We start from the raw sequence: 14,303 nt of genomic DNA on the forward strand, positions 1-14,303 counted from the left end.
CCAACCGGTTGCCCTCGTTGCGGTTCGACGAGTATCTAAGGATTCTCCTTCCTGCCGAGGGGGTGGAGCGGAATACACTGACGCGATGGCCTACGACCTGGAGACTCCACCTGGACTCGGAAAGGACGAATGTCCTTCTCGCCCAGACCGTGACTCGTTCGCCATCCGGAGTCTGAACCGAACGCGTATTTCAGTGTTCCCGGACAACCGACCCAGCCGTCGAGCCGAACCCGCTCACTGACCCCTTTTCCTCTGAGTAGTCGCGGGTCAGCAGTGTGTGGACGGCCTGGACGGTGGGCGCCACGAACACTGAGCCGGGCATGGTCCCGGTTGTACTGCTGGTAGTCATCTGGCTGTTCGCGGTGGCCGAGAGCAGGGGGCGCGAAGGTGTGCCGGCACCTTGGTAGACGGGGTCGGCCAGGAACCAACAGGGCACCTCGGGCCGCCGGCGTGATGAGTGCATCACCACCCCGGCGACGAGGGGCCCTGGCTCGTCACCACAACCGCTGACCAGCCCATTTCACTCCTGCGGCGCAGGATGAAAGAGGTGCAGTGGCGTTTGATGGGCACAACCACCGTCCACGGTTCCCCGATCGGCCGCAACGCGCAACCCTCACAGATAACGCGGGTGCGGGCTCTGCTCACTTTCTCCAGGAACCTCGAACGATCGTTGCGGTACTAGTTCGTGTGGCGCCTGACCCAGGACTTGAAATCACTTTCCGAGGAGAACGTGGCGTCACGAGTCCTGGTGGTCCCGTGATTGTCGATGACGGTGGCACTGGTCAAGCTGCCGTTCGATTGCAGTTTCCCGGATGCCTTCCAGTGGCTACTGTCGTCCATCCACAGCACAGTCTTTTCGGTCATTGCTTCCTCCGCCGCGTGCGTACAGTGAGGCTTGGACTCTTGCGGAGGCTAACCAACACGAGCGATGGCGTCCGTGATTCGCAAAAATCGAGGCGGCGGCCTACGCCCAACACCTGACGAACCGAGTAGACATGAGAGCCATGTGACAAAGGAAAGACAGCACGGTCAGTGCGCTTCTTTCGTCCTGAGCAGTCGCAGGTCAGCAGTGTGTGGACGGCCTGAACGACGGTGCCGATGCGGCGGGTTGAGCATCTGGTTCGCCGGAGCGGTCGCCAGGACTTCGGTGGCGCGAAGGCGTGCTCTCCAGGAGCTTTGAGCCGGGCGTGGTCGCGGTCGTACTGCTGGCAGGGAACGGCCGTGCACGTCCCCGCAGTCGGTCGGTGTCCCGTCGTCGGCCTGTGGTCGGACACTCCACCGGACGCCGGTATGCCGTTCCCTGGCGAGTCGGCGAACTCCTCAAAGAACCGGGGGAAAGAACTACCCCCCTCCCTCCCCTCCCACTCATCACCCGTGCGGGTGACTCGGTTGCTCAGGGGCGGTTCGGGCGGTTACGTTCAGCTCACTTGCTCCACACACAGAGCGACCCCCGGCCGGGAGTGCAATCCCGATCGAGGGTCTGACCAAGCAGGAAGACAGGACCCTTCCCCATGGCTAAGGCCGAGTTTATCGCGCCCTCGGGCGCCCGCTCCGGTGCTCCGCACCCGGTGTCCGGCGTGACGCATGTCCGCACCCGCCTCACCGCCGAATTCACGATCCTCCACAACGCCCTGGCCCAACTCCGGGGCAGCGCGGCCGCAGTGGGCGTCGGCGCCTACATCCAGTCGCTGCCGGACGGCGCGCCGGTGACCGTCGAGGCCCTCTGCGCCCACTTCGACGAGGGCCGGACCACGATCGCCCGTGCCCTGCGGGAGCTGGAACAGGCGGGCTATCTGGTCCGCCGGAAGGAACGCTGGTCCGGGGGCCGCATCCGTACCCGGACCTTCTTCCGCACGGTACCGGAACTGCTGCTGCCGGAGGTGCCGGGACCGGGACCGGGACCGGAGCCGGAGCCGGTGTCCGCGCCCGAGACGCAGGACCCCGAGGCGTCGGAGGTGTCCGCGCCGGAGGCGCACGGCACTGACGTGCCGAGCCCTGACGTCACGCCCTCACCGGAGTCGGCGGCGAGGGAGTCGTCCTCCCCGGCGGTGCCCACTCAGCGGAGGCCTCTCCCGTCACCGATCGCTGCGGACGCGGAAGGCCCGGCGGACGCGGCGAAGACCGAAGACGGCACCGAGGACGAGGCCGATGAGCACCAAGGTGATGAGCACGAAAGTGATGAGCACAGAGGTGATGAGCGCGAGGGCGATGAGCACGCCCCGCTCGGTATCGCCGAGGTCGACCCGCAGGCCGTAGTGATCCTCGCTTCGCTGCGGATCGTCGATCCCCGACTGGTCCTCAACCGGGGCGAAGTGCGCACCCTGGCACCCGCCGTCGCCAAGTGGCTGGCCGGAGGGTTCGACGCCGCACAGATCACCGAGACCCTGACGGTCGGGCTGCCCTCGCCGTTCCGCTCCCGCCCGGCCAACATCCTCGCCTACCGCCTTCGCGAGACGCCGGTGGCACTTCCCCCGCGACCGGCCCCTTCTCCTCAGGAGTCCGACGAGCGGGCGGCGGACGGATCACCGGCGGGCGGAGCGCCTCTCTCCCCCTGGCAGACCTGCGACGGCTGCGAGCGCGCCTTCCGGGCCTGTGCCCCGGGTCCGTGCCGTGAGTGTGCCCGGGAAGCCGCTCCGGCGCCCGCGCCCAGGGCCGAGGCTGCCACCGGTTCGATCGCGTCGATGCGGAGCGCGCTGAGCGACAGCAGGGCGGCGCGCGCCGCCGCACCCGTCAAGCGGCCGAGGTTCTCCGCCCGCCCGCAGCCCCGGACGGCCGGGGCCGCGCCCGCCTGAACTCCCCGCCCGGCCCCGGCGCCCCGGGTCAGCTCTCGGCCGGCGGGGTCGGGGTCCGGCCCGTGAGGGCGGCGAGGGAGTTGCGGACGTGGTCCATGCGGGCCTGCAACTCCTCACGGCTCTCCTCGTGTTCGCGGAGTATGCGTGCGGTCTCGCGGACCACCCGCTCCTCGCGCACCCGGGCCTCGGAGAGGAGTTCGGCGGCACGGGCCTCCGCGTCCTCCTGGCCGTGCCGGGCGGCCTCCTCGGCCTCGGAGAGTCCGCGCCTCGCCGTCGCGAGCACGGCATCGGCGCGCGCCAGCAGGTCGTCATGACGGGCCGTCTGCTCGGATTCCCGGGCGAGGATCTCGGTCTCGGCGGCCTTGAGGCGTTCGGCCTGCTCCTGCTCCTGGTGGGCGAGGACGCTCGACGTACGGACGCGGGTCCGGGCCATCAGGTCCTCGCCCTCCGCCCGGATCCGTGCGGCCTCCTCGTCCGCGGCGGCCGTGATCTCCGCGGCCGCCCGGCGCGCCTCGGCGAGGGTGCTCCCGGCGTCCTCCTCGGCCTGGGCGCGCAGCTTCTCCGAGAAGGCGCGGGCCGCGTCACGCGCCTCGCGTCCGGCTGCTTCGGCCGCGTCCCGCAGCGCCTGTGCCGCCTCCTGGGCGGCGGCGCCGAACTCGGCCGCCTCCTCCTCGACGAGGGCCAGGAGGGAACGGGCCCGCTCGGTCAGCTCCTGGTACGTCTGCGGGGCCAGGTTCGCGACCCGCTCGGTCAGCGCGGCCGACCCGGCCGTCAGTTCCTCGGCGAGCGCGGACAGCCGGGAGATCTCGTCCAGGGCCGCGTCCCGCTCCGCCGTGAGCGCCGCGACGGTACGGTCCACCTGCTCCGGTCGGTAACCACGTCCTCGTACCCCGACGAAGCCATGCCCGGACACCGGTGCAGCACTCATCCCTGAAGCCCTCTCTTCCGCACGCCGCCATCGATCCTGAGGTCAAGGATGCGGCAATTGGGCCGGAAGTCGGAATCGATCAGCCGCTTTCCGGACGGAAGCGACCGGCGTCACAGACCGGCAGCGTCCGCGAACGCCCACCGCAAACACCCCAGGGATACCCGGCCGGACAGGCCCGGACACGCGAAGGCGCCCGCCCCCTCCGCACACGGGGACGAGCGCCTTCGGAGCCACCGGTCCGGGGACGGGGCCCGGGACCGTTGGCGGCGGACGGATCAGATCAAGCCGTCCCACATCTGTTCGAGCAGCACCGACCACCAGCTCTCCGGCGACGCGAGCGCCGCCGGGTCCAGCGCCGCCAACTGCGCCTGGAAATCGACCGTCCAGCGGCCCGCCTGCTCCGGGTTGAGGCCGTACCGCAGCCGCCACATCCGCCCGAGCAGGGCCATGCAGCGGACGAACTCGGGCAGCCCGGTGTTGACGAACTGCGGCAGCACCGACTGCCCGCCCGGACCGGCCTCCACGGGTACGGCGACGATGTTCGCCGTCCCGTACTGGACGCAGATCGCCCGGCCGAAGTCCGTCCCCATCACGAGGTACGCCCCCGCGTCCGGCGCGGGCCGCACCTGGCGCTGCGCGGCCAGCTCGGCGAGTGTCGGTATCACCGGCTGACCGGGCTGGGCCCAGAAGAACGGCCCGAAATCGGCGGGCAGCCCCGCCCAGACCAGGGTCCGTCCCACGGTCTCCGGCACGCCCTGCCGGGAGACCGCCCGCTCGTCGAAGCGGAGCACGCCCTGCGGGCCGAACGCCTGGAGCAGCTCCTCGGCCACCCCTTCCGGTCCGACCGGCGGCACGGGCTGCACCGGAGTCAGCGGAGCACGCACCGGGGCGGGCCGCGCCGGGCCGTCGGCGACCTGGTGCAGCTCGCCCTGGTGGGTGAGGAGGTGCCGCATGCCCTGCTGCCGGCTCGCGTGATCGGTGCCGTACGGGGCGACGCTGGTGATCCGCACCTGCGGCCACATCTCGCGGATCATCCGCGCGCAGTAGCCACCGGGCAGCTCGCAGGACTCCAGCTCGGTGTGGAGTTCGATGACCTGCTGCGGCGGCACGTTCATGCCGCGCAGCTCATAGAGCATCTGCCACTCCGGGTGCGGGGTGCCGGGCGCCGAACGGCGGATGAGCTGCTGCTCGCTGCCGTCGGGCGCGCGGTAGCGCAGCACCGCCTGGTAGCCGGGGCCCACCGTCGGCGGCTGGGCGGGCTGCTGCGGATAGCCGTACGCAGGCGGAGGCGGGGGCACGGCCCCGGGACCGGGCAGGCCCGGACCGGGTACGCCGCCCGGCATCCCGCCGGGCGCACCGGGCGGTCCCGGCGGTCCGGGAGGACCGGGGGTACCGAGCGGGGAGCCGATCGGAGGCGCGGCGAACACCGTCTCCGCGTGGTGCACACCACCCGGCGGACCGGGCGGGGCCGGGGCGCCGGGCGGCCCGGGCGGAGCCGGGGGCTGCGGCACGCCGGGGGCACCGGGCATGCCGGGAGCACCGGGCATGCCGGGAGCACCGGGGCCGCCGGGGTGGACGGCGGGCGCCATCTGCGTCGGGACGTAGCCTGCGGCGGGAGCACCGGGCGCGCCCGGCCCCGAGGGCGGCGGGGTCGCGCCGGGGCGTGTGCCCGGGATGCCCGGGGCGCCCGGCGGCGGGGGCACCGAACCGGGGCGCGGCGCGCGCGGCGGCAGGCCCGCCTTGCTGGTCGCGGCGTTGGCGATGTCCTCGGCCCCGGGGGCGGCGTCCGGCAGCCGCCGGGGCTGCACCGGCGTGGCGACGGCGGTGGGCGGCAGTGCGCTGCCGCCCGACAGCAGCGCGGTCGGCGCCTCGGCGGGGACCCGGGGCGCCGGGGTGCCCTCGTCGTCGGCGCCCGAGAGCGGCGGGGCGAACACGGTGACGGGCAGCGGGACCGCCCGGTCGTCCGAGTCGCGGTTGGTGTCCGTACCCGCCCACGGCGTGGCGCCGTCCGGCACGGGGGCCGCGCCGGCCCCGGCCACCGGGGAGGCCGTCGCGGGGACCCCGTCCGAGGCGGTCGGCTCGTGGTCCCCGGGCTCCGGTTTCGCGGGCCACGGGGTCGCGCCCGAGTCCTGCGAGTGCGAGGTCGGGACGGAGGGCGCGGAGAACGGCACCGCGGGCGCGGCGGGTGCCGCGGGGACAGCGGGCGCACCGGGGGCGGCGGGCGCGGACGGCACCGTGTCCCGCACGTCGTCCTGCGCACCCGCCCCGGGGGCCGCGTCGGCGGGCGCCGCTTCGGACGGTTCGCGCCTGCCGTCCGGGATGCCCAGCTTGTCGGCGGCTTCCTGGAGCCACTCCGGCGGTGTGAGCAGGAAGGAGGTCTGGTTCAGATCGATGCGCGCGGGCGGCCGGGGCGCGGGCGCCGCGTCCGCCGGGGAGCCGTACTCCTCCTCGTAGCGCCGTACCACCTCGCCCACCGGCAGCCCCGGCCACAGCGTGGCCTCGCCGCTGTCGCGGGCGATGACCAGCCGCTGACGGCCGCCGTCCGAGACGGGTCCCTCCGGACGGTCCTCCGCCCACACCACGAAGCCGAGTTCGAACTCGCGGACCCGCACCTCCCGGTGCTGGTAGGCGGGCACGTCACCGTTGACCCACTCGTCGGCCCGCTCCTGCGCCTGTGCGAACGTCACCATCGCGCTCACCCCTCCACCGGGACGGCACGGGCGAAGCCGCCGTCCACCATCAGGTTGGCCACCGTCTCCAACTCCTGCGGGCTGCCCGCGAGCCGCTGGAGGAACGCGTCGAAGTCCGCACCGCACGGCAGCAACAGGCGATCGGCCCGCTCCTGCACCGACATCTCGTTCCGGTCGCGCGCGTCGTCGTACGCGCAGAACCAGACCGAACCGATGCCGCTCCCCTTCACCTTCACCGCCAGCAGACCGCCCTGGACGAACGCGACGCCCAGGAAGTCCTTGGTGAAGTGGTCCCGCAAGCACTTGTTGACGTAGACGAGGTCGTTGACCGCCGCCTCCTCGCGCACCGTGAAGAACGGCTGGTCCACCAGGAGGCCCAGTTCCTCGTCGAGCGCCGTGCCCACCGGCGCGGATCCGCCCGCCGCCTTCAGGAACGAGCGGTACGCGCCCGGCAGGCGGTACCCCAGGTCCTCTTCCACGCCCTGGATCTGCTGCTCGGACACCGCAACCGCGCCCTTCGGCAACCGGAAGTGCGCGGGCCGGGTGCCCTGCAACGGCCGCGTGCCGCGCCGCTCGTGGTCCACCGGGGCCGTCGAGAGGCCCGCGTGGTGGCGCAACAGCGCCTTCACCTCGACCGGTACGAGTTCCATTCGGCGGGTACCCGACACGTGGTGCCAGGTCCAGCCGTGCGGAGTCGCCACCGAAGGGATCATGTCCCACAGCTCGTGCCCGGTCGCCGCCAGTGCGGCGTTGGCCGACACGTAGTCGGTGAGCCGGAGTTCGTCGATCCCGAAACCCTCCGGCGGATCGGCGATCTCCGCCGCCGCGCGCGCGTAAGGAGAGAAGTCCGGGTGACCGTTGGCGCCCATCCGCACACCCCTCGGGTGGCGTGACGCCCGGACCGGGTCCGGGAAGTGCACGACCTGCCCGGCGTAGGCCGCGTTCGGTGGCGCGGCTTGCTGCCCGAGCCGACCTGTCTCCATGGCGGTTGCCCCCTGCTGCGTCCGGTGTTCCGCACAGCCTATGCGGTGGCGCACCTGGGAGAACCGTCCCTCCGGAGCCATCACCGACCGTCACGCCGAGGTGACGGAAGAGCGACGGTTGGGCGGCTTTGGACGACACGCTGCACGCAATACCGCCCCAGCTTCCCCACCGTCCGACACATTTGACAGGCTGTCCCCGCAACTCGGGGGATTGCACGGGAGGAAATCCAAGCCATGCACGATGTACACACAGTCACATCAGGGGATCCGCGCCTCAGCTGGAGCAGCACCGACTCCAACCGCGTCCCCCGGCTGCTCCACCGCCGCGACGGCATCCTGCCGGCCGTGGCCGCCGCGCTGTCCGTGCGCGGGGAGACGCTCACCTGCACCGCGGGCAAGGGCGATCAGCCGCCCGCGCTGCACCACCTCGTCCAGGACTTCCTCGACACCCTGCCGACCAGTCGGCGGGAGCGTTTCAGCGGACGCTGCCCGGAGGCGATACTCCTCTCCCGGCTGCTCACCGCGACCGAGGAGACCCGCTCCAAGCGCGCCCAGCGCAAGCCGATGACGAGTGGCGAGGCCCGTCGCGCGCTCAAGCACGCCCGGCTCACCGCCCGCCACATCCGCGAGGACGGCGACCCCCGGCACGGGGGCTACGCGGCGCCCTGCCGCTCCTGCACGGTGATGCTCGCCCACTTCGGCGTACGCCCCGTGGACCTCGGCGCCAACAGCGCGGCCACCACCGCCGAGAAGGGCTGACACCGCCCGATGCACGAGCACAGCACCACACGCTTCACCCCCGTCGTGGAGAAGGCCCTGCGCACCGCGGGCTGGGAGCCCGGCCGGTGGGTCATCCGGCAGGCCGAGGAGTGGGCCGACGCGTTGAGCGCCCACACCTCGCCGGCGGGCCACCGGCACGCCGTCTTCCCGGCCGTGGTCGAAGCCTGGGCGGAGTTCGGCAACCTGGACATCGTCGCCCCCGGCCCCGGCCGGCAGATCGCCCCCGTCTCCGTGACGATCGACCCGGTCAGCGGCCTCCACCTCGCCCGCACTCTGGGCGACCTCGGGCGGGCCCTGGAGACCGAGATCAGCCCACTGGGCCACGAGGGCGACGGGCAGGCGGTCCTCGCCATGGACGCCGAGGGACGCGTCTACAGCGTCGACCACACCGGCGACTGGTACCTCGGGCCGGACATCGACCGCGCCCTCAACACCCTGCTGACGGGCGTCCAGCCGACCCGGCTGACGTCGGGCTGAGGGCTTCCCGGTCGCCGGGCCGAGTCCGGCAGAGCGGCCGGCCGGTGTCGGCGGAGTTCACCCGTCGCGACGCCCGGCACGCACGGGCCCGTTCCGCCGCAGCCGTAGCCCGGCCGGACCGGGCGCCCGGCTCCCCCGGGCGGGGTGCCGACGAGTCCCCCTACCGCGCGCCCGCGTCCCTCTCGGGGGGCGCGCCCTCGGCGTCCGGCAACACGCGGGACGGTGCCCCGCCCTCCGCGCCGCGCACCCCCTCCGGCCCCGGCAGTGCCACCTCCATCGGTACCGACTCGACCTCGGGAACGACCACCACGACCTCCGGTGCCGTCACCTCCGGCGCCTCCGCCCCGGCGGCGGACGCCGTTCCGTCCGGCAGTACCGCCGACACCCGGAAGCCGCCCGCGTCCGTCGGGCCCGAGACGAAGACACCGCCGAGCCCGGTCACCCGCTCGCGCATCCCGACCAGGCCGTTGCCCCCGCTCGGCAGATGGGCGTCGGCCGCGGCCGCGTCGGACGGGCCGTTCTCCACCTGCATCGCGACCTCCGCCTCCCGGTGCGCGAGCCGTACCCAGGTCTTCGCTCCGGCCGCGTGCTTGTGCACATTGGTCAGCGCCTCCTGCACCACCCGGTAGGCGGTCCGCTCGACCCCGGGGGCGTACGGGCGGGGGTCACCGTCCACGGACAGCTCCACCGTCATACCGGCCTGGCGCGACTGGGCGACCAGCGCCTCCAGCTCGCCCAGGCGCGGCCCGTCCTCCGGCGCGGAGGCGACAGCGGCGGCGGCCGCGGCGCGGCCCACCCCGGCCAGCGGCGGCCCGCCCGCAGCCGTACCCGGGCCCGTCGTGCGGGTGCCCGCCGGGCGCGGCGCGACCAGGGTGTCCCCGCTGCGCAGCACGCCCAGCATCTCGCGGAGTTCGGTCAGCGCCTGGCGCCCCATGTCGCCGACGAGCGCGGCGTTGCGGACCGCCTTCGCCGGGTCCTTCGGCGCGATGGCCTGGAGCGCCGCCGCGTGCACCACCATCAGACTCACCCGGTGCGCCACCACGTCGTGCATCTCCCGGGCGATCCGGGTGCGTTCCTCCGTACGCGCCCACTCCGCGCGCTCCTCGGCCCGGTCGGCGAGCAGCGACAGCTCCCGCTCCAGCGAGTCGGCGCGTTCGCGCAGGCTCTCCATGAGGCGGCGGCGGGCACCGATGTAGAGGCCGAAGAGCAGCGGGGGGGCGGTCAGTCCCAGCGACATGAAGAGGGCGACCACAGGCGCGTACCAGTCCCCCGGCATCACGTCCGACGGGTCGACGAGGCTCTGGCTCAGCCGTACGTAGGTGACGATGAAGCTGCCGACCAGCGCCATCCCGGTCAGGACGACGGTGATCCTGCGCGGCACGCCGGACGCGGCCAGCGAGTAGAGGCCGACGAGGCCCATCAGGAAGCCGACCTCGGCGGGCGTGGTCGCGATCGACACCAGCACCACGACGATCGGCCACCGGCGCCGCAGCAACAGGACCGAACCGGCGACCAGGCCGAAGAGCACGCCGACCGGCACCGGCAGCCGGGCCTCCCCGGCGAACTGGATCCCCTCCAGTGCGCACTCCAGCGCCGAGACCAGCGCCAGTCCCACGTCCAGGGCGACACCGCGCCGCCGCTCCCACCACCAGTAGCCGCGGGTGGTCGCTCCCGCCGCCTCCCGGTCTGCCCCCGTTGCGGTCATGCCGTCCACCCTACGGGCGCCCGCATCCCATTTTCGGGTGACCGCGACAGCACGACGTGTGCGCGGGGCGGGCCGCAACCGCGTGCGGACCCGGGACCAGGGGAATCGCGGCGGAGCGGCTCCGGAAGGGGATCTTCCGGACGATCTCGCCCACGTGACGGACGCCACGGGCGGGCGCGTGCGCCGGCGCGCGATCGCGAGGCCGGACTCCGTCGTCGCGCGGAAGGGGCTTGGTACGGCATAGTGTTGGGTGCCGATCCGGCGAACTGACAGGATGTCCGTTTAGCCGGGATTATTCCCCCATGGTGTAATCAGGCAGCACTGCGGTTTTTGGTACCGTCTGTTCAGGTTCAAATCCTGATGGGGGAGCTCTTCGACGCGGGCCCCGACCTCACCGGTCGGGGCCCGCGCCCGTTTCCGGCACATGCACCCCCGGTATCCTGCGGGTGACCGCACCCGAAAGCCGAAGGGCACATCCGTGAGCGCCAGCAGCCCCGCAGCAGTCGTCGTCCTCGCAGCGGGTGGCGGCACCCGTATGAAGTCGAAGACGCCCAAGGTCCTCCACGAGGTCGCCGGGCGCTCGCTCGTCGGCCACGTCGTCGCCGCCGCCCGCGAACTCGGCCCGGAGCACCTCGTCGTGGTCGTCGGGCACGCCGGCGAGCAGGTCGTCGCGCACCTCGACGAGAGCGGCGCGGGCGTGCGCACCGCCTTCCAGGCCGAGCAGAACGGCACCGGCCACGCCACCCGCACCGGGCTCCAGGAGCTCGGCGGCGTCGACGGCACCGTCCTCGTCGTCTGCGGCGACACCCCCCTGCTCTCCGGCGCGACGCTCGGCGCGCTCGCCGCCACCCACGCCTCGGACGGCAACGCCGTCACCGTGCTCACGGCCGAGGTGCCGGACTCCACCGGTTACGGCCGGATCGTGCGCGACGCGGCCACCGGCGCCGTCACCGAGATCGTCGAGCACAAGGACGCGAGCCCGTCGCAGCGGGCGATCCGGGAGATCAACTCCGGGGTCTTCGCCTTCGACGGCCGGCTGCTCACGGAGGCGCTCGGCAAGCTCCGTCCGGACAACAGCCAGGGTGAGGAGTACCTCACCGACGTCCTCTCCATCCTGCGCGAGGCGGGCCACCGGGTGGGCGCCTCGATCGCGCGGGACCACCGGGAGATCCTCGGCATCAACAACCGGGTCCAGCTCGCCGAGGCCCGCCGGCTGCTCAACCAGCGGCTGCTGGAGCGCGCCATGCTCTCCGGCGTGACGATCGTGGACCCGGCGTCGACGCTGATCGACGTGACGGTCACCTTCGGCCGGGACGCGGTCGTGCACCCCGGGACGCAGCTGCTCGGGACCACCCACGTCGGCGAGGACGCCGAGGTCGGCCCGAACTCGCGGCTGACCGACACGGTGGTCCACGAGGGCGCCCGGCTGGACAACACGGTCGCCCAGGGCGCCGAAGTCGGCCCCGGCGCCACCGTCGGCCCGTACGCCTACCTGCGGCCGGGGACCAAGCTCGGCGCGAAGGCGAAGGCCGGGACGTACGTCGAGATGAAGAACGCCACGATCGGCGAGGGGACGAAGGTCCCGCACCTGTCCTACGTGGGTGACGCGACCATCGGCGACCACAGCAACATCGGTGCGGCGAGCGTCTTCGTGAACTACGACGGGGTGGCCAAGCACCACACCACCATCGGCTCGCACTGCCGTACCGGCTCCGACAATATGTTTGTGGCACCGGTCACGGTGGGCGACGGGGTTTACACCGCCGCGGGCTCGGTCATCACCAAGGACGTACCGGCGGGCTCGCTGGCCGTCGCCCGCGGCCAGCAGCGGAATATCGAGGGCTGGGTCGCGCGCAAGCGGCCCGGAAGCGCCGCCGCTCAGGCCGCCTTGGCCGCCACACAGGATTCCGAAGGCGAAAGCTGACCGGAAACGCGTGCGCCGGACTCGGCGTACCGTGATAGATGCTCACCCATTTCGGCTGGCACGTTGCACATCGGGACACATGCGTGCAACGGTCAGAAACACGTCTGAGGAGACTGTGCTGTGACCGGGATCAAGACGACCGGCGAGAAGAAGCTGATGCTCTTCTCCGGCCGCGCCCACCCCGAGCTGGCCGAGGAGGTCGCGCACAAGTTGGGTGTCGGCCTCGTGCCGACGAAGGCCTTCGATTTCGCCAACGGTGAGATCTACGTCCGCTTCCAGGAATCCGCCCGCGGCGCCGACTGCTTCCTGATCCAGAGCCACACGGCTCCGATCAACAAGTGGATCATGGAGCAGCTGATCATGCTGGACGCGCTCAAGCGCGCCTCGGCCCGTTCGGTCACGGTGATCGTGCCGTTCTACGGGTACGCCCGCCAGGACAAGAAGCACCGCGGCCGCGAGCCGATCTCGGCCCGCCTGGTGGCGGACCTGATGCAGACGGCGGGTGCGGACCGCATCCTCACCGTCGACCTGCACACCGACCAGATCCAGGGTTTCTTCGACGGCCCGGTCGACCACCTCTTCGCGCTGCCGATCCTCGCCGACTACGTCGGCGCCAAGGTCGACCGCTCCAAGCTGACGATCGTCTCCCCGGACGCCGGCCGCGTGCGCGTCGCCGACCGCTGGTGCGACCGCCTGGACGCCCCGCTGGCGATCGTGCACAAGCGCCGCGACAAGGACGTGCCGAACCAGGTCAGCGTCCACGAGGTCGTCGGCAACGTCGAGGGCCGGGTCTGCGTCCTGGTCGACGACATGATCGACACCGGTGGCACGATCTGCGCCGCCGCCGACGCCCTGTTCGCGCACGGTGCCGAGGACGTCATAGTGACCGCCACCCACGGCGTGCTCTCCGGCCCCGCCGCGGACCGACTGAAGAACTCCAAGGTCAGCGAGTTCGTCTTCACGGACACCCTGCCGACCCCGGGCGAGCTGGAGCTCGACAAGATCACGGTGCTCTCCATCGCGCCGACGATCGCGGCCGCGGTGCGCGAGGTCTTCGAGGACGGTTCGGTCACGAGCCTCTTCGAGAACGACGAGGACTGAACGACGGGCACGGGGCGGCCCGGCCCGGCGCCGGAGGGCGCCGACCGGTGACGGTGGCGTCGGCCGCCGCGCACGGGTTCACCACGTTGCACGAGTAACCAGCAGGTCAGCGGGGTGCTCGCAGGACGGGACTGATCCACTTTGGGGTACGGCCTCCCCGCCGGGTAGACTCACGGAGTTGCTCGGCGAGGGAGGCCGTACTCATGTACGGCGGTCCGTTATCGACGCGCTCTTCGTAGCAGGCCATCAAGTCGTGGCCGGGTGACCGATCCGTTTTCGTCACCTCACGAGGAGTGCAGCCATGGCCGACCAGATCAACCTCGCCGCCGAAGCCCGCACCGAGTTCGGCAAGGGTGCCGCCCGTCGCGCGCGCCGTGCCAACCTGGTCCCCGCGGTCGTCTACGGCCACGGCGCCGAGTCCGTCCACATCAACCTGCCGGGCCACGAGCTGCAGCTCGCGCTGCGCACCGCGAACGTCCTCATCGGTCTCACGATCGACGGCAAGGACGCGCTGGTCATCCCGAAGGCCGTGCAGCGCAACGCCCTCAAGGGCAACATCGAGCACGTCGACCTGCTGACCGTGAAGCGCGGCGAGAAGGTCAACGTCGAGATCGCCGTCGAGACCGAGGGCGACCTGGCCCCGGGCGCCTTCCTGCTGGACTTCGTCCAGAACACCCTGAGCGTCGAGGCCGAGGCCACCCACATCCCCGAGTCCGTCACGGTCTCGGTCGCGGGCCTGTCCGCCGGTGACTCGATCCTGGCGAAGGACATCACGCTGCCGAAGGGCTCCGTGCTCTCCGGTGACGAGGACGCCATCATCCTCCAGGTCGTCTCCGCGCAGGCCGAGGAGCCGGCCGCCGAGACCGCCGCCGAGACCACCGAGGCCTGAGCCTCCGTCTCGTACCGAGCTGCTTGACCGACGG

10 protein-coding genes and 1 pseudogene are annotated in these 14,303 nt (G+C 72.3%); 6 read left to right on the forward strand and 5 right to left on the reverse strand.

What is annotated here, in order from left to right; all coding sequences use genetic code 11:
* Positions 1-1,046: 1,046 nt before the first annotated feature.
* Positions 1,047-1,208: pseudogene (locus tag PZB77_RS11930) on the reverse strand (IS5/IS1182 family transposase); the annotation flags it as partial.
* Positions 1,209-1,511: 303 nt separating this feature from the next.
* Here PZB77_RS11930 and PZB77_RS11935 point away from each other — a divergent pair.
* Positions 1,512-2,792: a helix-turn-helix domain-containing protein gene (locus PZB77_RS11935; RefSeq protein ID WP_275492565.1), complete on the forward strand. Its 1,281-nt coding sequence runs from the start codon at positions 1,512-1,514 to the stop codon at positions 2,790-2,792.
* Positions 2,793-2,820: 28 nt separating this feature from the next.
* Here the strand turns inward: PZB77_RS11935 and PZB77_RS11940 are convergent, their stop codons facing one another.
* The 3 genes from PZB77_RS11940 to PZB77_RS11950 all read right to left on the reverse strand — a co-directional run bounded on the left by PZB77_RS11940 (position 2,821) and on the right by PZB77_RS11950 (position 7,393).
* On the reverse strand, positions 2,821-3,720 hold the full coding sequence (locus PZB77_RS11940) for a cellulose-binding protein (RefSeq protein WP_275492566.1): 900 nt from the start codon (positions 3,718-3,720) through the stop codon (positions 2,821-2,823).
* A gap of 275 nt (positions 3,721-3,995) precedes the next feature.
* Positions 3,996-6,410, reverse strand: a complete 2,415-nt coding sequence (locus tag PZB77_RS11945; protein ID WP_275492567.1) for an SUKH-4 family immunity protein — start codon at positions 6,408-6,410, stop codon at positions 3,996-3,998.
* 5 nt (positions 6,411-6,415) lie between these two features.
* Positions 6,416-7,393 (reverse strand): SMI1/KNR4 family protein, encoded by a 978-nt coding sequence (locus tag PZB77_RS11950; protein WP_275492568.1) that lies wholly within the window; start codon positions 7,391-7,393, stop codon positions 6,416-6,418.
* Between the two features lie 234 nt (positions 7,394-7,627).
* Here PZB77_RS11950 and PZB77_RS11955 point away from each other — a divergent pair, with 234 nt between their 5' ends.
* Both PZB77_RS11955 and PZB77_RS11960 read left to right on the forward strand, forming a co-directional pair.
* Positions 7,628-8,152, forward strand: coding sequence for a YwqJ-related putative deaminase (locus PZB77_RS11955; RefSeq protein ID WP_275492569.1), 525 nt, complete (start codon positions 7,628-7,630; stop codon positions 8,150-8,152).
* Positions 8,153-8,161: 9 nt separating this feature from the next.
* Positions 8,162-8,650 carry an SUKH-3 domain-containing protein gene (locus PZB77_RS11960; RefSeq protein WP_275492570.1) on the forward strand — a complete coding sequence of 163 codons (489 nt, stop codon included), beginning with the start codon at positions 8,162-8,164 and terminating at the stop codon, positions 8,648-8,650.
* Positions 8,651-8,810: 160 nt separating this feature from the next.
* On the opposite strand, the gene PZB77_RS11965 is transcribed toward PZB77_RS11960, so the two are convergent.
* Positions 8,811-10,355, reverse strand: a complete 1,545-nt coding sequence (locus PZB77_RS11965; RefSeq protein WP_275492571.1) for a histidine kinase — start codon at positions 10,353-10,355, stop codon at positions 8,811-8,813.
* A gap of 478 nt (positions 10,356-10,833) precedes the next feature.
* On the opposite strand from PZB77_RS11965, the gene glmU reads away from it, so the two are divergent.
* The 3 genes from glmU to PZB77_RS11980 all read left to right on the forward strand — a co-directional run bounded on the left by glmU (position 10,834) and on the right by PZB77_RS11980 (position 14,269).
* Positions 10,834-12,279, forward strand: a complete 1,446-nt coding sequence (glmU, locus tag PZB77_RS11970) for a bifunctional UDP-N-acetylglucosamine diphosphorylase/glucosamine-1-phosphate N-acetyltransferase GlmU (protein ID WP_275492572.1) — start codon at positions 10,834-10,836, stop codon at positions 12,277-12,279.
* Positions 12,280-12,399: 120 nt separating this feature from the next.
* A complete protein-coding gene (locus tag PZB77_RS11975) occupies positions 12,400-13,380 on the forward strand; it encodes a ribose-phosphate diphosphokinase (protein WP_275492573.1) in 981 nt (326 codons plus the stop codon).
* 301 nt (positions 13,381-13,681) lie between these two features.
* Positions 13,682-14,269 (forward strand): 50S ribosomal protein L25/general stress protein Ctc, encoded by a 588-nt coding sequence (locus tag PZB77_RS11980; RefSeq protein ID WP_275492574.1) that lies wholly within the window; start codon positions 13,682-13,684, stop codon positions 14,267-14,269.
* The last annotated feature ends 34 nt before the right edge of the window (positions 14,270-14,303 follow it).

Source organism: Streptomyces sp. AM 2-1-1, assembly GCF_029167645.1.
Classification (GTDB): Bacteria; Actinomycetota; Actinomycetes; order Streptomycetales; family Streptomycetaceae; genus Streptomyces.

Bases quoted from the DNA above. Each gene is read 5' to 3' on its own strand.
- PZB77_RS11960 (WP_275492570.1), top strand. From the start codon at position 8,162: ATGCACGAGCACAGCACCACACGCTTCACCCCCGTCGTGGAGAAGGCC.
- PZB77_RS11935 (WP_275492565.1), top strand. From the start codon at position 1,512: ATGGCTAAGGCCGAGTTTATCGCGCCCTCGGGCGCCCGCTCCGGTGCT.
- PZB77_RS11980 (WP_275492574.1), top strand. From the start codon at position 13,682: ATGGCCGACCAGATCAACCTCGCCGCCGAAGCCCGCACCGAGTTCGGC.
- PZB77_RS11950 (WP_275492568.1), bottom strand. From the start codon at position 7,393: ATGGAGACAGGTCGGCTCGGGCAGCAAGCCGCGCCACCGAACGCGGCC.
- PZB77_RS11965 (WP_275492571.1), bottom strand. From the start codon at position 10,355: ATGACCGCAACGGGGGCAGACCGGGAGGCGGCGGGAGCGACCACCCGC.
- PZB77_RS11955 (WP_275492569.1), top strand. From the start codon at position 7,628: ATGCACGATGTACACACAGTCACATCAGGGGATCCGCGCCTCAGCTGG.
- PZB77_RS11945 (WP_275492567.1), bottom strand. From the start codon at position 6,410: ATGGTGACGTTCGCACAGGCGCAGGAGCGGGCCGACGAGTGGGTCAAC.
- PZB77_RS11940 (WP_275492566.1), bottom strand. From the start codon at position 3,720: ATGAGTGCTGCACCGGTGTCCGGGCATGGCTTCGTCGGGGTACGAGGA.